Source organism: Photorhabdus heterorhabditis (assembly GCF_018448905.1).
Taxonomy (GTDB): domain Bacteria; phylum Pseudomonadota; class Gammaproteobacteria; order Enterobacterales; family Enterobacteriaceae; genus Photorhabdus; species Photorhabdus heterorhabditis.
In genome coordinates, this window is the sequence record NZ_RCWA01000024.1 from 52,359 (window position 1) to 70,713 (window position 18,355).

An 18,355-nucleotide genomic window follows, 5' to 3' on the forward strand; every position below is an offset into this window, starting at 1 on the left:
AATCAGGGCCAATTGAACGTTTAGATAAGTCTAATCAAATATGGCTTTTTTGCACTACTCTGACTGAATCGTCCTCAAAATGTTGGATAACCATCCAACATTTAAAGGTGTAGTCCATTTATGTTTTAGTCTATTAGGTAATCATCAACCCACCAGGATAATACTTAATCCAATCAATAGCAGCACTGGGGTTAAATGGCTCAATGCTCAGTCCTTCCAGGCATTGCCAGAGTTCCTGGGTGTTCTGGGCTGTAATAACAATACAGTCCGGCATCACCCGGATTTTTAGTGGCATTCCGAAGGTAAATCCTGCCTCCTGTAACCATTTTCCTTTTAAAGAAATGCCGTTTTTAGCTACCTTGCCAAAACGTTCAGCTTGGGAAATTCGGCGAATTGTTTTATTATCGCGTTTAGCCATAATTAACTACCTTATATAGTTAGTTGTGGTAAGCAGGGTTATCGGGTGCCCGCCCGGTAGCTCTGCGTCAGTGGAAATAGTTTCTCAATGTTGAATTATGAACTATAGGTCATTTTTCTGCAATAAAAATGTGACCTATAGTTTACCTGGGCTTTTCGTTGTCAGGCAGTCCATTGAGGGCGTCATTCCAGTGTTGATCCCGTTCTATATTATTCACTATTTTGCTGATCCATGTTTCTGATTTGCCCCACCGTATAGCCAGCTCGCGGCGCGTCCAGCCTTTTCGTTTCATTTCAGACTTAAACAATTCTGGCGGTATACGTTTCAAAATTACTCCACAAATATAAACTGTTTATCGACACATCATAGTATAGCCATTTCGCCGATAGGGTGACATTGGTAAATAAAATGACCGCTTAAGTGGCACAAGCCGAACTCCATGAGCATAGGATATGCCACACCAGAAATACCTATCACTAAGGTGATTGTTATATGAAGTTGGGTTACATGCATGCGTCAAAAACTGACGGTATCAAGTGCTGGATTTATGAATAATGCCCTATGAGGCAGAGATCTGGTGAGGCATTTTATTTTGCACTATGAATTATAAAATAGAGGTAGTTGCTGTGCTACAGACATAAAAAAACCAACCTAATTATGGTTGGTTTTTCCAAAAGCTCCGCGGCTCCTTTGCGTATCCTTTTGTGTCCCTTCATTGTCCGGTCAGTGTCCAATCAACTTTGCTAACTCACTGTTTTTAAAGCTATTGTCCTATCACTGTCCCTACTAAATTGGTGGAGCTGGCGGGAGTTGAACCCGCGTCCGAAATTCCTACATCCTCGGTACTACATGCTTAGTCTAATCTTTACATTCACTTGCCAGCTGCGGACAGACACGCCACTAACAAACTAGCCTGATTAGATTTAACGCTTCAACCCCAGGCAAGGCATCCACGCGATCTCTTTTGGGTTTGACCTCTCTTGATCCCCGTCCTAAGAGCGGAGGCTAGGGAGAGAGGGAGCTACGCAGGTTATTAAGCTGCTAGTTCGTATTTTTCGTCGTTTGCGACTATTTTTTTGCGGCTTTTTACGAGGCCAACCGCCCCTCGGCATGCACCTTGGGTTTCGCGAATCCCGTCGAATCCAGAATCAGCCCCAAGTGTCTTAAAAGCAAGTATATCAGAATACTAAACTATAATGCCAGAATTTATCGCCCAGCATTCTTCATAATACGTGCTTTGTCTAATTTCCATTCGCGTTCTTTAATGTCTGAACGTTTGTCGTGTGCCTTTTTGCCTTTTGCTACGCCAATTTTGATTTTGCACCAGGCATTTTTCCAATAGAGAGATAAGGCAACAACGGTATAACCTTCGCGATTGACTCGACCGTATAATGAATCAAGTTCGCGCTGATTGAGTAAGAGTTTGCGTGAACGCATTGGATCACAGACGACATGGGAAGAAGCTACATTTAACGGAGTGATGGTGGCACCAAAAAGATAAGCGTCGCCATCTTTGAGTAAAACGTAACTGTCGCTGATATTAGCTTTACCAGCGCGCAGTGATTTGACTTCCCATCCTTGTAACGAGAGACCAGCCTCAAATTCTTCTTCAATGAAGTATTCGTGACGGGCTCGTCTATTCATGGCAATGGTTGCCGAACCGGGTTTGTGTGCTTTTTTCTTTGTCATAGTGTGTGCATTATACTGAATGCTTTGATGAAAGAAATCTTTTCCCGCAGCATATTTGCCGATTAATGAGTATTTATTGCATTATACGCTGACAGATTTTTCTTTGATCACGTATAGGTGATATTATTTGCCACAATTAAGCCTTACAGGAAATGATATGCCACAGATTAGTCGCTCTGCGTTAGTACCGTACAGCGTGGAACAAATGTATAAATTGGTCAATGATGTTGGTTCTTATCCGGATTTTTTACCGGGATGTGTCGGCAGTCGTGTGCTGAGTATCAGTAGTAATGAAATGACTGCGTCAGTCGATGTTTCCAAAGCGGGTATTAGTAAGACTTTTGTTACTCGGAATATTCTGGCTGATAACCAGAGTATTAATATGCAACTGGTGGATGGGCCTTTTCGTAAATTGATGGGTGGTTGGCAGTTTATTCCACTTAGTGATGATGCTTGTAAAGTCGAGCTGCACTTGGATTTTGAGTTTACCAATAAGCTAATTGAATTGGCTTTCGGTAAGATTTTTAAGGAATTAGTCGGAAGTATGATTCAGGCTTTTACTTTGCGTGCACGAGAGGTTTATAGTGCCTGATATCAATATTGAAGTCGTTTATGCATTACCTAACCGCCAATATCTGCGTACTGTGAAATTGGCCCAAGGTGCGACTATAGAGCAGGCGATAGTTGCATCGGGTTTGCTGACTTTGCGTAGTGATATTGATCTGCAAAAAAATAAAGTCGGAATTTATAGTCGTCCAGCCAAGCTGACGGATGTTTTGGAAGAGGGTGATCGGGTGGAAATTTACCGCCCATTATTGGCCGATCCAAAAGAAATGCGTCGTAAGCGTGCTGAGCGGGCTAAGAATAATGCTCAATGATTATCAATAAACAGCCAGTCAGGAAAATGAATGACTGGCTGTTTATATTTTTTTTAATTATTGAAGATTCTCAGTAAGTGAGTTTTCGTTTTTAATATCAGTCAGTACACCATTACTGTCAAATGTAAGTGTCAGGGTTTGCTGAGTTACTTTTTCATGCCCAGGTTGCTGACGAAACACATAAAACCATGTTTGAGTGCCAAACGGGTCCTGTAACATTGGTGTCCCCAATGTGTAGGCTACTTGTTGCTGGGTCATTCCTTTATGGATTTTTGATACATTAGCAGATGTCAGGTAGTTTCCCTGATTAATGTCAGGCCGATAAACAACCCGTTCCAACGTAGAACAACCCGCAGTTAGCATAACGAATGATACAACAGCGGCAGTCAACATTTTACAGCGCATGGTAATTACATTCCTTTAGGAGTCAGGGTGTCGATAATAATAGACCTTGGCGAGATTGAAAACCTCTACAAGCCTTAGTTATGACCCCAAATATACGCAAAAGTTGTGTCATATCATGCAGCCAGCAGCTCTTTTGCGTTCGCTAAGGTGTTTTTTGTGACTTCACTACCAGCGAGAAGCCGCGCCAGTTCTTGTAATCGGGTCTTTTTATCCAGCAATTGCATTTGTGTTTCAGTTTCTTCACCATCAGTCTGTTTACTGACATAGAAATGCTGATGACCACAACCGGCTACCTGAGGTAGGTGAGTAACGCACATGACCTGTGTGGACTCACCCAATTCTCGCAACAGGCGACCGACAATCGCAGCTGTTGGGCCACTGATGCCTACATCCACTTCATCGAAAATCAGAGCTGAAGTTTCCATTTTCTTGGCCGTTATAACCTGAATTGCTAGTGCAATACGGGAAAGTTCACCACCTGAAGCAACTTTCGCCAGTAATTGATGTGGTTGACCAGGGTTAGTTGTAACATTAAATTCAACTTTATCCGCACCATCGGCATTCAAGTGTTCTGGCGCAAAGGAGACATCAATGGTAAAGCGGCCGTGAGGCATGGAGAGCTGATGCATACTGTTAGTAATTAGTTCATTTAATTCTGTGGCATATTGCTGGCGAACCAGATGTAATCTTTCTGCTACTTCTAATGCTTGCTTATGGTGTTTATTAACTTGTTCGCTGAGATGAGCACAATCACCCTCTTGCTGCGCGAGTAGTTGCTGCTCTTCTAGTAGTTGTTGATGTAGTGAAGGAAGCTCTTCTGGCACAACATGGTGCTTACGGGCTACTCTGATTTGCTGTGAAATTTTTTGCTCTAGTTCAAACAGGCGGTTTGGGTCCATATCCAATTGATCACCGTAGTGGCGAAGTTCATCACTGACTTCGTTAATCTGGATAGAGGCTTCTTCCAGCATGGTGAGTAAACTATTGAATTTATCATCCATTGTGATCAGTTCAGCCAACTCGTGTTTAGTGTGATTCAGCAGACTGATAATATTTTGTTCATCGTTATCGTTCAGTAATTGGAGAGCATTCTGGCTGACAGATAATAGTTGACCACGATTTGCCAGCCGTTTGTATTCATTATCGTGTTCCTGATATTCACCCGGTTGTGGCGCCAGTTCATTTAGCTCTTTTAGGTGATATTCCAGCAGCTGTTGACGGGATTGGCGCTCAAGAGCTTGTTGTTGGAATTGAGCCAGATCTTGGCAGCTTTGGTGCCATTTCTGATATGCCTGTTTCATCTCATTTTGCAGATTGAATTGATTCGCGTAAGTATCAAGCAGACGTTTTTGGTGGTTGCTATCCAGTAGTAATTGGTGAGCATGTTGACCATGAATCTGAATAAGGTGGGCGCCCAGTTCGCGTAATTGGGAAAGTGGCACAGCGGTACCATTAATAAAGCCCCTTGAACGGCCATCTGAAGTTATGGTGCGTCGCAGCAGGCATTCGTTACTGTCATCAAGTTGGTGCTCTTCCAACCATTGACGAGCTGAAGGAGCATCAGCAAGAGAAAAACGGGCACAGATATCAGCACGAGAAGCTCCGTTACGCACCATATTGGTCTCACCTCGATTACCCAGGCATAAACCTAATGCATCAATTGCGATGGATTTACCGGCACCAGTCTCACCTGTGATGGCTGTCATACCTGACCGGAATTCAATTTCAAGCTCACGAACAATGGCAAAGTTGCTGATGGTTAACTGGGTGAGCATTATGCCTCTCCTGTGTATAAAAACACCTCTGTATTTTCATACAGTATAAACTGGTCTTTTATACAGTAAAGTGGTGATGCCTATTTTTCAAAACATTTTTTTAGACCAACTGAGTTTTGTACTTAGTGTATTGAAGTAATTATAATCTTTAGGGTGGATTAAATTGAGTTTCTGCTTGCTACGATGAATAATGACATCTTCTCCCTCTTGTATAGGCAGAACTATCTGGCTATCGCAACTGACTTCATAATCGTTGCTGTTCTGGGAAAATTTCAATCTGATGCTGCTTTCACTACTGATAACCAATGGGCGGGAAGATAATGTATGTGGGAACATTGGTACTAAGACGATAGCATCCAGATTAGGTGTTAGAATCGGTCCTCCTGCGGAAAGTGAGTAAGCGGTGGAACCGGTTGGAGTTGCGATAATCAGCCCGTCAGAACGTTGGGAGAAGGCAAAACGCTCATCAATATAAACTTCGAATTCAATCATGTGAGCTACTTTCCCCGGGTGGAGTACGATTTCATTGATTGCACTACTGATGCGGGGTTTCTGGCCGTTTCTTCTAACTTGTGCTTCGAGTAGAAAACGGTATTCGTTGCGATATTCGCCATCAAGTACTTCAGAAAGTTGTTGCAGAGCATTATCAGGATCTAAGTCTGTCAGAAAACCCAGATTGCCTCTGTTAATTCCGATGACTTTAATGTCATAACGGGAAAGAACCCGCGCCGCGCCCAGCATGTTGCCGTCACCACCAACAACAACAGCTAAATCAGCCTGCTTACCAATTTCAGTCAGGCCGCCGGTCTGTGCATCTTCCAAACCAATCTCTTTGGCTACTTGGCGATCAACGATCACACAGTAACCTTTAGATTTTAACCAATGATAAAGCATTTCATGAGTAGCCAGTGCTTCTGGGTGACGAGGATGACCAACAATACCGATGCATTTGAATTTTTTATTCATCGTTGTAATTTCCTTCAGCAAGAGGTTTTGTCCTCACAATATGACGGGTTCCCTTGAATCCCTAGTTTAGATCCCCATAATAAGCTAAGTAGTGAGATTAATGCCAAATACGCGGAGATATTCATGAGTAGTAAAGAACAAAAAGTGCCTGACGAGCAAGTCTCGGAAGATATGGAAGTTGTATCTGAACAGCAAAACAGTGCGGATAAAGCAGAAACATCAGAGACTGAAAGCGTTGTTGATCCGCGTGTCGTAGAGCTGGAAGAGCAGCTCGGGCAGGCGCAACAGCGTGAACGTGATGCCATTTTGCGTGCTAAAGCTGAAGTTGAAAATATCCGTCGTCGTACTGAGCAAGATGTGGAAAAAGCCCATAAGTTTGCTTTAGAAAGATTTGCCAATGAACTGTTGCCAGTGATTGATAATCTTGAACGCGCTCTGGATGCAGTAGATCGTACTAACACCGAAATAGTATCAATGATTGAAGGTATTGAGCTGACGCTGAAGTCTTTCCTTGGGGCTGTTGGTAAATTTGGTATTGAAGTTGTTGACGACACAAATGTTCCTTTTAATCCTGAAGTTCATCAGGCCATGACCATGATGGAGTCCGATCAACATGATCCGAATCATGTCATGATGGTTATGCAGAAAGGGTATACCTTAAATGGTCGTTTATTGCGCCCGGCAATGGTAGCCGTATCAAAGTGATTTTAGCTAGTAGTAGATATATACCCAATAGATTTCAAGATGTATCGCGACGGCAAGGGAGCGAATCCCCGGGAGCATAGATAACTCTGTGACCGGGGTGAGTGAGTGCAGCCAACAAAGAGGCAACTTGAAAGATAACAGGTATAAATGCCGCTCCAGTTGGGGCGGCATTTTTTTACTGTGGCAACTCAGGTGTCCAGTTAATTGGTTCTAACCCTTGTTTTTCAAGCAATTCATTGGCTTTTGAAAAGTGTTTGCAGCCAAAGAATCCTCGATGGGCGGATAGAGGAGATGGGTGAGGCGCTTTGAGAACATGGTGTTTGTTGCTATCGATAAAGTAGCCTTTTTTCTGAGCATGAGATCCCCAGAGAAGAAAAACTACGCCTGAGCGATGCTCGTTGATAGCTGTAATGACTTTGTCTGTGAAAGTTTCCCAGCCCAGATTCGCGTGAGAGTGAGCATTGCCGCGTTCTACGGTTAATACAGTATTGAGTAGTAGTACTCCTTGTTTGGCCCAACTGATAAGACAACCGTGATTTGGATGTTGGAAGTCCGGTATATCAGATGCGAGTTCTTTGTACATATTAACCAGTGACGGCGGTGCTGGAATACCAGGTTGCACAGAAAAAGAGAGGCCGTGTGCCTGATTAGGGCCGTGGTAAGGGTCTTGCCCAAGTATTACAACTTTAATATCGGCCAATTCGGTGTAACGGAATGCATTAAATACATCCTGTTGTGGTGGATAAATAGTTTTACCTGCTTGACGCTCTTTGGCGACATAGGCCAGTGTGTCGATAAAATAAGGTTGCTTTTTCTCATTACCGATCACGCTGTGCCATGTGAGAGGCGCGGACATAACAAATCCTTTCTATATAATTACCAGATGGACGTTAGCTTACCGACTCTAAAATCAGAGGGAAACCTTTGATGAACACTAAAGCTAAATTTTTGATAACTATTTCAATGTCATGAAGTATTTTTGAAAGTTTATCAGAATAATTCCTTTGTAGTTAGTTAGCGATAAATACTTATTTAAACCATAAAGTTGCAAGATATTTGTAGTAACTATATGAAATTAATTGAGCTGAATCAATGGATATCCTCATTCGTGCTGATATACAGGCATCAGATATATTGGTTTGACCAAATAACCAAGATGATGTTCTTGATAATTTGGTTTGTTGCATAAATATGGAGATAAAAATGGTTACTGGTATTCAAGTTGCTGATAGAGACTAGGTAGAAACTGAGCTGATATCAGAGATGGAAATCACAATTCATCACCATTGTTAATGTAATGTAATAATTTGGTTGGCTTAATATTACTCCCCTGCCGATAGATTAATTGCACCAATTAAATAGCTAATTATTTTCAACTATCCTTAGGGGAAGTTTATGAGTTTATCAATTGGTATAGGACTCTCAGTCGATTCAGGTTTGCCTGTTTCGAATAAGCTTGAACTTGTTACACCACCTGCTGTTTCAACCCAAAATATTAAGAAAGCAACTATTGAAGTTTCTTCTGTTTCAGCAACAACTAGCCAGAATAATCGAATCTACCAGTCATTAGTTAATGAGCAGAGTATTAACATCAATTTAAAATTAATGACAGAAATTAAAGCTGAGCAGATTAGTGGTCAGCAATCTCATGAAATTGATTATATGTTGGCCTTGATTTCTGATGATGTCTATATAAGAACCACTATGGGAATTGGTGATTATGTTCGTCTTTCTGATGAAGAATTATTAAAAGCAGGAATAGAACCGAAAAATCTGAGGGATGACACAACGGGTTTTCAGGCGGGTATTTATCGTAATGACGATCTCTATATCGTTGCTTTTGTAGGTACTAATGATTTAAAGGATATACTGACTAATTTACGGCAAGGTTTTGGGTTTGATGAAGCACAATACCATCAGGCTGTTGATTTAGCCCGTACTGCCAGAATGGCATTTGGGGAAAATATGTTATTTACTGGGCATTCTTTGGGGGGCGGATTAGCAGCAACAGCTGCATTATCCGTTGGAAAGCCTGCGGTGATATTTAATTCAGCCGGTGTTTCCGACAATATGATGAAAAATCTGGGGCTTTCACCACAAGAAGGCCGAAATATAGCTGAAAATGGATTGATACGGCATTATGTTGCGGAGTATGACTTGCTTGATACATTACAACAGAAACTGCCAGTATCCCAGCCAATAGGGCATAAAATTTTACTGAAATATAATGGTGACTTGGAAGAATCGAGCAAATGGTTGCCTTCTCTGATGCGTGGATTAAATGCACATTCTCTTAAAAAGGTGTTGGAATTATTAACGATATACAAACCTTGGTTATCTTTAGATGATGAACAGCAAGAAGAATCTCTGGCGATGTTGAACGAATCGGCTGTGAATGTTTCTGTATAATTGAAAAGGGGTATGATGAAAATCGGCGAAGTAGTTGAGCTTGAGTCGGAATCGGATTGTCAGTGTAATGACGAAAATATAAATCCGTTGCAATGGGCGATATTCAATCAACGAATGGATGATGTTAATACTTTGCTGAAAGAGGGGGCTGATCCTGCTCAACCAGGTTTACAACGAAAAAGTGCTTTACATAGTGCGGCGAAAGTTAGTAATCCTGATTATCTCCAATCCTTATTATCAGTAGCGCCTGATGTGGATGTTATTCATTCTGTTACTTTAGCAACCCCCTTACATGTTGCAGTTCAGGTAGGGAGAAAAATGCAGGTTGAATTATTGCTAGCGGCAGGCGCTAACCCAAATCTGGCTAATCGGATTGGGGATACTCCGTTACATATTGCAGCTAAAATTAATTCACCGGAACTGGTGTTGATATTGTTGAAGTCAGGAGCTGATCCTAAATTGCAAAACAAGCAGCAGTTAACATTCCAGATGTATCTCAATCTCACACCGCTAAAAGCGCGGAGCTATGAGATGCAAGCGGAATATAATGAAGTCAATCATTGGCTGAAAGCGCAGCAAGTCAGCCGGTATTATTTGAAGTAAGATAAAAACGGGCCATTTGGCCTAATGCCAGTCAGTTAAGCTGGCTGGCTTCCCTTTTTACCGGGTATTTTTGTGGTTTACGCCTCACTACTCTCGGATATTTTCTGTCAGGAAGTTTCGCTGGTAATTCAAACATGCTTAATGTTTCCAATAAGTAAGCATAGCGCTTAGGTAAATTACCTGCACCAGGATATTTTTGCTGAGAACAGCGAGTCATCATGATGAGGTTACCTTGTCAGGAACGATGTTGTTTGTATTTTGCTCAACTTCGAGATCAGGGGAAGTATTTAGAGGTTCTCACATAAATTTATTTTTCATCACGTTTGCATTTTAAAAATCTTAATAGTTAAGTATAAATGTTAATTATTCGTGATCTACCCTACGCTGATTTCTGGATTAATGGAGTGTTTTTTTAAAGTTTCATTAATTAGTTATTTAGAGGAAAAACGAATTCTATAAGTACTGGGTAACTGTCTAGGAGCGGTAGCGTGCCAAAATGGGTACTACACTACACATTTGTCATGAATAACTATTGGGGCTGTCCTAGGATTTTGGAGCCTATAATCCATGAGTGGTAGCGTGTGTCATGATTTTATTCCCATATTTACAGTTGTGTTCAGGCTCAGAAAGATTATTTTCGATTTTATAAAAATAGGCGGAAAGTCAGATTATCATATTACCCATTATAACAAGAATGCAGATAATTTATCTAAATTAACTTAACATATTGAGTCAAAATTTATAAAGAGGATATTTTACTAAGATGAATGTTATAAATAAAGAAAAAATCCGCTATGTTTTTAGTCGAATAAAAAGGAAAGGTGTTCTAAATACAATTAGTGGTATAAATAGGAAGTATATCAAATCAAAATTCATAGAGTCATTTTTATCTAAATTAATAAGTAGTAAATTAGATGTGCCAGATTTCCCTAAGATTATACAAATAGAAACAAGAAGTGGCTGTAACTATTCTTGCTCATTTTGTCCCACAAATAAAGTCAAAATGAAACAAGGAAAAATGCAGCAAGAATTATTTGATAAAATAGTGGAGCAGTTAAAAGACTTTAATGGTTATATCAGTTTGTTTTTTAGAAATGAGTCATTGATGGATAAGAGAATTATAGATTGGGCTAAAAAGATAAAAAATGAAACAAATGCAAAAATAGTTATTCAGACAAATGGCTCCTTATTAAAGGAAAAAATTGCGAGGGAGCTTGGTCAATATGCTGAGTTAATAGTAAATGACTATACTGATGATAAAATAGTAATGAAGAAAATAAAAAAATGGGAGGAGAATATTATTGATAATTTAATATTTGTAACACGAAATGACTCTGAAAGCTTGACAAATCGTGCTGGAAATATTGGTGAAAAAAAGAAGGTATTTCTAAATAATTCATGTGTAAAACCATTTACTGAACTCACAATAACATTCAGTGGTACTGTTGTTTTGTGCTGTCAGGATTGGATGGAAGAAGCCATTATAGGAGATCTTAACCATCAAAGCATTCTTGAGATATGGAATTCAAATAATTTAAATTAAATTAGAGCACAATTAAAGAATAGAAATAGAGTCGGAATATGTGAATACTGTGATTTTGTTGGGGTATAACATGATGAATATATTTGAGATAATGCAAAAGCAAGTATCCAAATGTTATGTAAAAGGGAATAACTGGAGTTATTCGAAACATAAAGATATATATTTACATTTTAGTGATGAGTGTTGTTATGAAGTAGAATTGAAGGAGTGTGCACAATTATCTTATATAAAAAATGTAGATAGTATCATATTGTTGCCGACACTATGGGGGCGATGTGATAAATCTGAGATCTTAGAAGCAATTCAAAGAGGAATAGAACAATGCATCAAATTTAATTCTGTATTAATGGTTAGTATTCAGTCTAACTATAATCATAGAGAAGATATTATTGACAGTGTTCAAAAGCTTTTGAATGAAAATGAGGTTTACGACAAGTTAATACTGTTTCTTACAGATGTCAGGAGCAAAGCATATTCAATAAATCAAACGGTTCTTTTAGCAAGAAGGATAAACTGTTCAGCAGTTGGATGGATGGATGATGATGTTATTCTATCTGATGATGCATTTTTACACCTGTATGAAGATCTTCGCCGCAGAGAGTTTATAGGGAGTTCTGGTGCATTGAAATACCCGACACCGAAAAAATATCCTACTTCAAAATTTTTGAATTTTGCTAAAAATAAAATGTCTACAAAGAAAACAAAATATCCACATGGCTGTTGTATGATGGTAGGTGTCTCATCAATAGAAAATTTGATTCCTGCTAGATATATTTGTGATGATGGTTTTTTCTTTTTTGAATTATTAGACATGAAATTAGAAAATCCTCAAAATAATATGAGGATCGTGGAGGAGTCTATATGTCAACATTATGTTGGAGGGAATGTCAAAGATACATATTTTCGTATACGTAGATCCATTATTAGCACTGTAGTCTATTGTGCTGATTATCCATTGGATAAGTGCTTGTATTATTTGAAAGAAGTTCAGTTCAATGGGTTGTTCCCAGCCATGTTTATCAATGTATCTATTAAAGATAATATTATAAAAAGTGTATTTAAATTTATATTCTTAATATGGCATGTAGTCATATTGATTGAGTTGTTTATTAGAAGGTTTTCAGGCAATCCGTTAAGAGAAATAGCATGGTCTGCATATTCTTGGGAAAAAACTAAAAGTTTAAAAGAAAAAAATCTTTATTTGATTAATAAAATTGTTTTGTCAAATTAGGTTATTAAATTAATAACGTTAAAATAGAGTTTACTATGGATATTTACAAATATATGACTTCATGTAGAAAGTCAATAATCCCTATTATCGATCCATTTAAATTTAATTATGAAATAAATATAAATAGATTATTAATATTTCAAAAATATGCTCCTTTTTGTATAGTAGCTAGTACGGATTGTGAAAACTTTGAAATGAAAGTAGCTCCCTTTATAGCTGCCGCATCAAAGATTAAAACCATCCCTATCATAACGCATTTTCCTCCTCAGAAACCAAACGGATTTCCTTCATCACCTCACGCAGATGCATTTTTTGCCACATCAGTGATAAATTCCAATATGGAATACTACAGCTCTTTATCATTAGAGAGAGAGTCCATCAAGCAGAGTATTGAAAAGTATGGCGACAACTGTTTAATCAGCTCTGCTGCTCTTGTTCTAGGCAATGATAAAAAGTCTCAAAAGTTTGTTTATTCAAAAACTGTAGATCACTCAACAGAAAGTATTTCTAAAGCATTGGAAGGTATAGATTTTAATTTGTTGAAGGTTTTTTACCTTTATTCAAGAAACAGTATTATTTCTAATGAAATATGCGGTTTTGTAAAATCTCTTGTTGGAGATAATATACTGTTGTTTGTTAGTGGAGGAATATCAAACACTGAGCAAGTAGATAACTTGTTATATTCTGGTGCTGATTTTGTTTCAATTGGAACTACATTTGAAGAAGTCAATTGGAATAACAATGCTATAAACATATTAAATAAAGAAAGAAGATATTAATGAGGAGTTTCTAATATGGAAGATGTTGTTTTAGTCGATGAGAATGATAACAGAGTCGGATGCATTAATAAGATAGACGCTCATTTAGACGGTGATTATCTTCACCGTGCCTTTTCCTGCTTTATTATTAATTCAAAAGATGAGGTATATATTCAGCAGAGAGCACAGTCTAAATTACTCTGGCCCGGATATTGGTCTAACTCATATTGCAGTCACCCGAGACCGGATGAAGAAATTTCTCATGCCGTGATGAGACGTGCGGAAGAAGAACTAGGTATTGTAATAAATGAAGAACCAAAGTTTCTATATAAGTTCCAATATAAAGAAAAATATAAAGATGTAGGATATGAATATGAATATGAATTATGTCATGTCTTTATTGTTTTTACTGATTCACTACCAATGGAAAACCCAGAAGAAGTATCAGCAGGATTTTTTATTAATATTAAAGATGTTCAAGAATACATTAATAATAATGAAGAGTTTTGTACACCTTGGTTTAAGAAAGAGTGGGCAGATATATTACAGAACTACTTTGATAAATTGTACTGATTAGAATGTATAGAGAATTTAATCAATAGTATAATATAATTCTGTATGATAATAAATATCCTCTATTTTGATAGGTTTTCATAAAAGTATACCTTGTTTTCTAACTATAGAATAAAATTAGGTGCTGGAATAATGAATGCTAATTGTCATGAAAAAAAGAAAATTTATAATGATCTTAGTCAATTGTGTGGAGTTTCTGTTATATTGACGGAAGAATATTTATCAACATTTTGTACAAACTTTGGTGGAATGTATTTAATATCACCGCTTGCTGTTGTCTGTGTGAAAAATACAAATTCAATAATAGATATAATTCACTATTGTAACATAAATGAGATACCAGTAAATATACGTGGTGTTGGGCATTCTTTTGGTACACAATCGCTTTCAAAGGGAATTGTGTTAGTAGTATCAGTCGAAAATCCGGTATTTGAACAAATAGATGAGTATAAGTTTAAAGTTTCAGCTTTTGAAACATGGTTGTCTGTTGAGTATTTTTTGAGAAAAAATGGCTTATCATTTCCTATTTTGACTAGGCATCCTGATACGACTGTTGGAGGAACACTTTCTGTTGGTGGATATGGAGAAGATTCATATCTATATGGCAGTCAGGCATCATGTATTCAATCGTATACTCTAATAACACCTGATGGAAAAAGGCATAGATGTTCAGAAGATTCAAATTCCGAACTTTATAATTTTGGACTCGCATCATTAGGAATACTTGGTATTATTGAAGATGTGACTTTTGAAGCAATTCCATTAAGAGTAGAGAACATACTTTATGTGATAGAGTTTGATGGAATTCTTCATTTACTGAGTTTTCTGATATTGATATCTGAATATTCCAATCTGAATATTGAAGCTGTCACATGTCAATTATACCGAGGAAAATACTATGTTAATATGGTTCTCAGCAATAATTCTGATCAGATTAATATTGTTAATAAGGTATTAGAATGTCAAGTGACAGGGTGTATTGGCTACAAATACCATTCAGTAAGAGATTATAGAGGAAGAACATTTGGTGCCTATAGGCATGATCTCTGGAATAGAGACCATGTTAATCTTTGGGGAGATTATTGTGTTGATCAGAATAATATTATGGCTTTTGCTAATTTCCTATTAAATAAAGTAATTAACAATAACGTTTTTATAAATAATAAAGGTAGGCTTCTTATAATTTTAAAGAAAAGTCCTAGTTTAAGTAAGTTCTTTCCTTTCGAACCCATATCAAAAAAAATGAGTGGAATTGTATTCGGGGTCGGGGTGTACTTTACGTTTCCTAGAAGCGAAAGCGAAGAATATGAAAAATTAAAGTTATTGCATAGTCAAATATTAGAAGAGTGTATTTTAAATGAAGGTCGGCCTTATCTTGCGGGATGGCATGAAATGAAATATGAAGATAAAATAAAAACATATGGAGATGATTATATAAAAATTTTAGCACTCAAGAAACGTCTAGATCCTAAAGGGATCGTAAATAATTATGATTTTTTTAGTATAGAAATGAACTAAGTTAATCAGATAAATTATCTGCATTCTTGTTATAATGGGTAATACGATAATCTGACTTTCCACTTGTTTTTATGAAATCGAAGATAGTCCTTTCTGAGCTTGAATGAATCATGTTGCAACAACTTGCTTTGAATCACCAGTACCGGAAAGTCCGTACACGAAGGACGGACTTGCTCGTGCGATAAGGAAGTATGAATTAAAGACTTGATTGGAGGGTTACGGCGACCATTTGCAATTAATTTCTCTTGAGCACTTATCATTCATACAACAAGAAACTTTATTTTCTAGCTGCTAATCGTGCGTGTTGTTCAACTAGATAATTAGATAAAATTTTGTAACATATATATATAATAATACTATTAGATAGTGAATCCTGCCTAGAAAATATATTAAAACTCCATCAGGTGAAAGTTGTGAATTTATATTAGATTTTGAGTTTATATTAAATAAGATTCCAAAATAGTGCTACATCTTATACCACCCATAATTCTATGTATAACAGTGGGTTGAAGAAGGCCATGTGTAGCAAAATTATGAAACGTCATTTAATGAGTTACTGTGGGGGTATTACTTAAATGAAGAAGATATTGATTATTTGCATGAGAACTTGGGGGAGAATGGGAAATTATGAAGCAGCAAAAAAAATTGAGTCAGAACTAGCCAGTAAAGAGATTTTTTCTGCAGAGCTAATCTGTTTTGATGAATTAGTGCCTGTGTTCAGCAAGTTTGGATTAAGGATGCAAGAGATTGCTGCAAGTTACTATGACCCTCACATTAAATTGAAGTTATATGATGAGTTGATAGATGATATTGATTCATGGATTAGTAATTTCAATAATGAGAAGGTATTAAATGAATCATTATCGAGTGTCATTGAAAATGATTTTCCATCGTTAATTATATCGACAAAAGGCGTTATTGCAAAAGTAGTCCATGCATTCAAAAAAAATTCGACTTTGATTTCAAAACTGTGAACTTCATAACTAATCCTGGTTTGTTAGATATTAAAATACATCAACATTTTAGTAGTGATTTGACGATTAGAACTACAAGTTATTACCCAAATTCTGATATGGTTAAAAAATTTCATAGATTAGAGACTGTTCCATTATTTAAGCCAGTTTCAAACTATCAAATCGAGCAGAAGGATATTCCTTCTATTTTAATTCTCTGCAATGGATGTGAAGAAGGTTACTTTGATGTATTAAAAACTTCTTTTGAACATCCTTTGAAACCTAAAATTTTCATGGTTATTGTTTCGAATAAGAAATTGTATGATGAATGCATAGATTTAAATAGGAAATATGCAGATAGAGCATATATTTATAATACATTAGCTAATAAGGATTATCTAAAGTTGGCACTAGAGGCTTCAACAAACAACGGATCATTTCTATACTCTAAATCTGGTCCGAACACAGTATTGGAATCAATTAGATTCAACTTACCAGTTTTAGTACATTTCTCTGGGTTACCAATGGAAAGGTGGATAGTGGAGTTGACAAACAAAAGAAAATTTGGTTTTTGCTTTGAAAATCAATCTAATGGACCTAGCTTAATAAAAAGATGGTTGGACAATCCTGAGATTGTTACTAACTTTAAGCGTAACATAGAATCAAGTAAAATTGATGATATAGATGTTACACTTAAAGATTTATCTGATATAATTTATGATGTCATGTAATGATTATGAAGGAAGTATTGAATGTTCCAAATTAAAAAAGTTCCTATAACAACAGTATTTATAGTATGTGTGACAATTGTTTATTCCACATTTGTTTCATATTCATTAACAGATAGCTTTATCGGTAAAATGAGTATTATAGATCTAGAGAAATATGGAGGGTTAACACCAAATAGATTATATGAATTTGAGTATTGGCGACTTCTGGTTTCTCAGTTCATACATGTTAAACAACTGCATATGGTCTACAATGTGCTATCACTTTCCATACTGGGAATTTTATTAGAAAAACATCTTGGATCTAAATTTTTATTAGTTTTATGGTTTACTTCTGGTGCTTTGGGAACTCTTTATAGCACTAACTTTGTTAGTTACCCTTGGAATATTGGTACGGGAGCATCACAAGCTGTTTTGGGTGTATCCTCCTTTGCATTGCTGTTGGTTTTTGTCAAAGAGCATACCTCTAGTATATTAAAGTTTGCTGTTGTTTTTTCCATGCTGCCGGCAATAGTTCTAGATTTTATTTATGCTCACTACCCGAAGCCAGGCCATGTTCTTTCTATTTGTATTGGGCTTACAATGAGTTTGTTTTTCTATAGGAAAAATAAATCTTATTTTGATAATGTTGCTATTTGAAAATAATAATTATCCACGAATAAACTGACAATGTGAGGATTTTCTATGAAACCCGCTGTGATAAAAATTAAAGGAATAGATTACAGTATAATTTCTATGTTAATGTGGCTCTGTTTAACCATATATACCCAATGGATTTCAAGATGCATCGCGACGGCAAGGGGGCGAATCCCTGGGAGCATAGATAATTCTGTGACCGGGGTGAGTGAGTGCAGCCAACAAAGAGGCAACTTGAAAGATAACGAGTAGAAAAAGAAAAGGATCTTCTATGCGTGATATAGTTTTTTTTCTTGAAGAATATCCAGTCTTAACACAAACTTTTGTACATCAACAGATTATCAGTTTGAAGAAAGAAGGATTTAATGTAAGAGTTGTATCTGTTTCTAAATCTAGTGATACAATCTGTGCCAATGATTCTACAATTCCCTATGTTTGTCTAAATAACTTTTCAAAATAATAGATCACTTGGAGGGAACTCAGTCCGATTTTTGCGATCTGATCAATTGCGAAAAATCCCAAACCCCAACACGGACTGAGTGATGCCTATCATAGCACCTATACCTC

General features: G+C 37.1%; 22 protein-coding genes and 1 other RNA gene. 14 read left to right on the top strand and 9 right to left on the bottom strand.

Annotated elements, in window-relative coordinates; genetic code table 11:
• Positions 1-133: 133 nt before the first annotated feature.
• The 4 genes from EAE89_RS15105 to smpB form a co-directional block, all read right to left on the bottom strand.
• On the bottom strand, positions 134-418 hold the full coding sequence (locus EAE89_RS15105; protein ID WP_011147564.1) for a SymE family type I addiction module toxin: 285 nt from the start codon (positions 416-418) through the stop codon (positions 134-136).
• A 142-nt stretch (positions 419-560) separates the two neighbouring features.
• Complete coding sequence (locus EAE89_RS15110; protein WP_011147563.1) at positions 561-746, bottom strand: helix-turn-helix domain-containing protein; 186 nt, start codon at positions 744-746, stop codon at positions 561-563.
• A gap of 464 nt (positions 747-1,210) precedes the next feature.
• Positions 1,211-1,574, bottom strand: a transfer-messenger RNA (tmRNA) gene (gene ssrA, locus EAE89_RS15115).
• Between the two features lie 50 nt (positions 1,575-1,624).
• A complete protein-coding gene (smpB, locus tag EAE89_RS15120; protein WP_054480108.1) occupies positions 1,625-2,107 on the bottom strand; it encodes an SsrA-binding protein SmpB in 483 nt (160 codons plus the stop codon).
• Positions 2,108-2,264: 157 nt separating this feature from the next.
• Here smpB and EAE89_RS15125 point away from each other — a divergent pair, with 157 nt between their 5' ends.
• Positions 2,265-2,699 carry a type II toxin-antitoxin system RatA family toxin gene (locus EAE89_RS15125; RefSeq protein ID WP_054480109.1) on the top strand — a complete coding sequence of 145 codons (435 nt, stop codon included), beginning with the start codon at positions 2,265-2,267 and terminating at the stop codon, positions 2,697-2,699.
• The gene (locus EAE89_RS15130) at positions 2,692-2,985 is read left to right on the top strand and encodes an RnfH family protein (protein ID WP_054480110.1); all 294 of its coding nucleotides are present in this window, start codon (positions 2,692-2,694) and stop codon (positions 2,983-2,985) included. Before EAE89_RS15125 ends, EAE89_RS15130 begins: the two co-directional genes overlap by 8 nt.
• A 57-nt stretch (positions 2,986-3,042) precedes the next feature.
• Here the strand turns inward: EAE89_RS15130 and bamE are convergent, their stop codons facing one another.
• The 3 genes from bamE to nadK form a co-directional block, all read right to left on the bottom strand.
• Positions 3,043-3,390: an outer membrane protein assembly factor BamE gene (bamE, locus tag EAE89_RS15135; protein ID WP_054480111.1), complete on the bottom strand. Its 348-nt coding sequence runs from the start codon at positions 3,388-3,390 to the stop codon at positions 3,043-3,045.
• Positions 3,391-3,503: 113 nt separating this feature from the next.
• Positions 3,504-5,165, bottom strand: coding sequence for a DNA repair protein RecN (recN, locus tag EAE89_RS15140; protein ID WP_054480112.1), 1,662 nt, complete (start codon positions 5,163-5,165; stop codon positions 3,504-3,506).
• 87 nt (positions 5,166-5,252) lie between these two features.
• Positions 5,253-6,131: an NAD(+) kinase gene (gene nadK / locus EAE89_RS15145; RefSeq protein WP_214086161.1), complete on the bottom strand. Its 879-nt coding sequence runs from the start codon at positions 6,129-6,131 to the stop codon at positions 5,253-5,255.
• Between the two features lie 123 nt (positions 6,132-6,254).
• On the opposite strand from nadK, the gene grpE reads away from it, so the two are divergent.
• Positions 6,255-6,836: a nucleotide exchange factor GrpE gene (gene grpE / locus EAE89_RS15150; RefSeq protein WP_054480114.1), complete on the top strand. Its 582-nt coding sequence runs from the start codon at positions 6,255-6,257 to the stop codon at positions 6,834-6,836.
• Between the two features lie 175 nt (positions 6,837-7,011).
• Here the strand turns inward: grpE and ung are convergent, their stop codons facing one another.
• Positions 7,012-7,692, bottom strand: a complete 681-nt coding sequence (ung, locus tag EAE89_RS15155) for a uracil-DNA glycosylase (RefSeq protein ID WP_054480115.1) — start codon at positions 7,690-7,692, stop codon at positions 7,012-7,014.
• A gap of 539 nt (positions 7,693-8,231) precedes the next feature.
• On the opposite strand from ung, the gene EAE89_RS15160 reads away from it, so the two are divergent.
• Positions 8,232-9,245: a Tle-like phospholipase domain-containing protein gene (locus EAE89_RS15160; RefSeq protein ID WP_149617492.1), complete on the top strand. Its 1,014-nt coding sequence runs from the start codon at positions 8,232-8,234 to the stop codon at positions 9,243-9,245.
• Positions 9,246-9,260: 15 nt separating this feature from the next.
• Positions 9,261-9,848 (top strand): ankyrin repeat domain-containing protein, encoded by a 588-nt coding sequence (locus EAE89_RS15165; RefSeq protein ID WP_214086162.1) that lies wholly within the window; start codon positions 9,261-9,263, stop codon positions 9,846-9,848.
• A gap of 31 nt (positions 9,849-9,879) precedes the next feature.
• Here EAE89_RS15165 and EAE89_RS15170 read toward each other — a convergent pair whose 3' ends face one another.
• Positions 9,880-10,068: a hypothetical protein gene (locus EAE89_RS15170; protein ID WP_149617491.1), complete on the bottom strand. Its 189-nt coding sequence runs from the start codon at positions 10,066-10,068 to the stop codon at positions 9,880-9,882.
• Positions 10,069-10,611: 543 nt separating this feature from the next.
• Between EAE89_RS15170 and EAE89_RS15175 the strand changes: the two genes are divergently transcribed.
• The 9 genes from EAE89_RS15175 (at position 10,612) to EAE89_RS15215 (ending at position 18,248) form a co-directional block, all read left to right on the top strand.
• Positions 10,612-11,391 carry a radical SAM/SPASM domain-containing protein gene (locus EAE89_RS15175; protein ID WP_244866480.1) on the top strand — a complete coding sequence of 260 codons (780 nt, stop codon included), beginning with the start codon at positions 10,612-10,614 and terminating at the stop codon, positions 11,389-11,391.
• Between the two features lie 70 nt (positions 11,392-11,461).
• Positions 11,462-12,622: a hypothetical protein gene (locus EAE89_RS15180; RefSeq protein ID WP_214086163.1), complete on the top strand. Its 1,161-nt coding sequence runs from the start codon at positions 11,462-11,464 to the stop codon at positions 12,620-12,622.
• Positions 12,623-12,657: 35 nt separating this feature from the next.
• A complete protein-coding gene (locus tag EAE89_RS15185; protein ID WP_214086164.1) occupies positions 12,658-13,401 on the top strand; it encodes a geranylgeranylglyceryl/heptaprenylglyceryl phosphate synthase in 744 nt (247 codons plus the stop codon).
• A 15-nt stretch (positions 13,402-13,416) separates the two neighbouring features.
• Positions 13,417-13,953, top strand: a complete 537-nt coding sequence (gene idi / locus EAE89_RS15190; protein WP_214086165.1) for an isopentenyl-diphosphate Delta-isomerase — start codon at positions 13,417-13,419, stop codon at positions 13,951-13,953.
• A gap of 132 nt (positions 13,954-14,085) precedes the next feature.
• Entirely contained in the window at positions 14,086-15,471 is a 1,386-nt protein-coding gene (locus EAE89_RS15195; RefSeq protein ID WP_244866482.1) for an FAD-binding oxidoreductase, read from the top strand.
• 575 nt (positions 15,472-16,046) lie between these two features.
• The gene (locus tag EAE89_RS15200) at positions 16,047-16,445 is read left to right on the top strand and encodes a hypothetical protein (protein WP_214086167.1); all 399 of its coding nucleotides are present in this window, start codon (positions 16,047-16,049) and stop codon (positions 16,443-16,445) included.
• Positions 16,442-17,155 carry a hypothetical protein gene (locus EAE89_RS15205; RefSeq protein ID WP_214086168.1) on the top strand — a complete coding sequence of 238 codons (714 nt, stop codon included), beginning with the start codon at positions 16,442-16,444 and terminating at the stop codon, positions 17,153-17,155. Before EAE89_RS15200 ends, EAE89_RS15205 begins: the two co-directional genes overlap by 4 nt.
• A 21-nt stretch (positions 17,156-17,176) precedes the next feature.
• Positions 17,177-17,791, top strand: a complete 615-nt coding sequence (locus tag EAE89_RS15210; RefSeq protein WP_054479167.1) for a rhomboid family intramembrane serine protease — start codon at positions 17,177-17,179, stop codon at positions 17,789-17,791.
• Positions 17,792-18,059: 268 nt separating this feature from the next.
• Positions 18,060-18,248 carry a hypothetical protein gene (locus EAE89_RS15215; protein ID WP_244866484.1) on the top strand — a complete coding sequence of 63 codons (189 nt, stop codon included), beginning with the start codon at positions 18,060-18,062 and terminating at the stop codon, positions 18,246-18,248.
• The last annotated feature ends 107 nt before the right edge of the window (positions 18,249-18,355 follow it).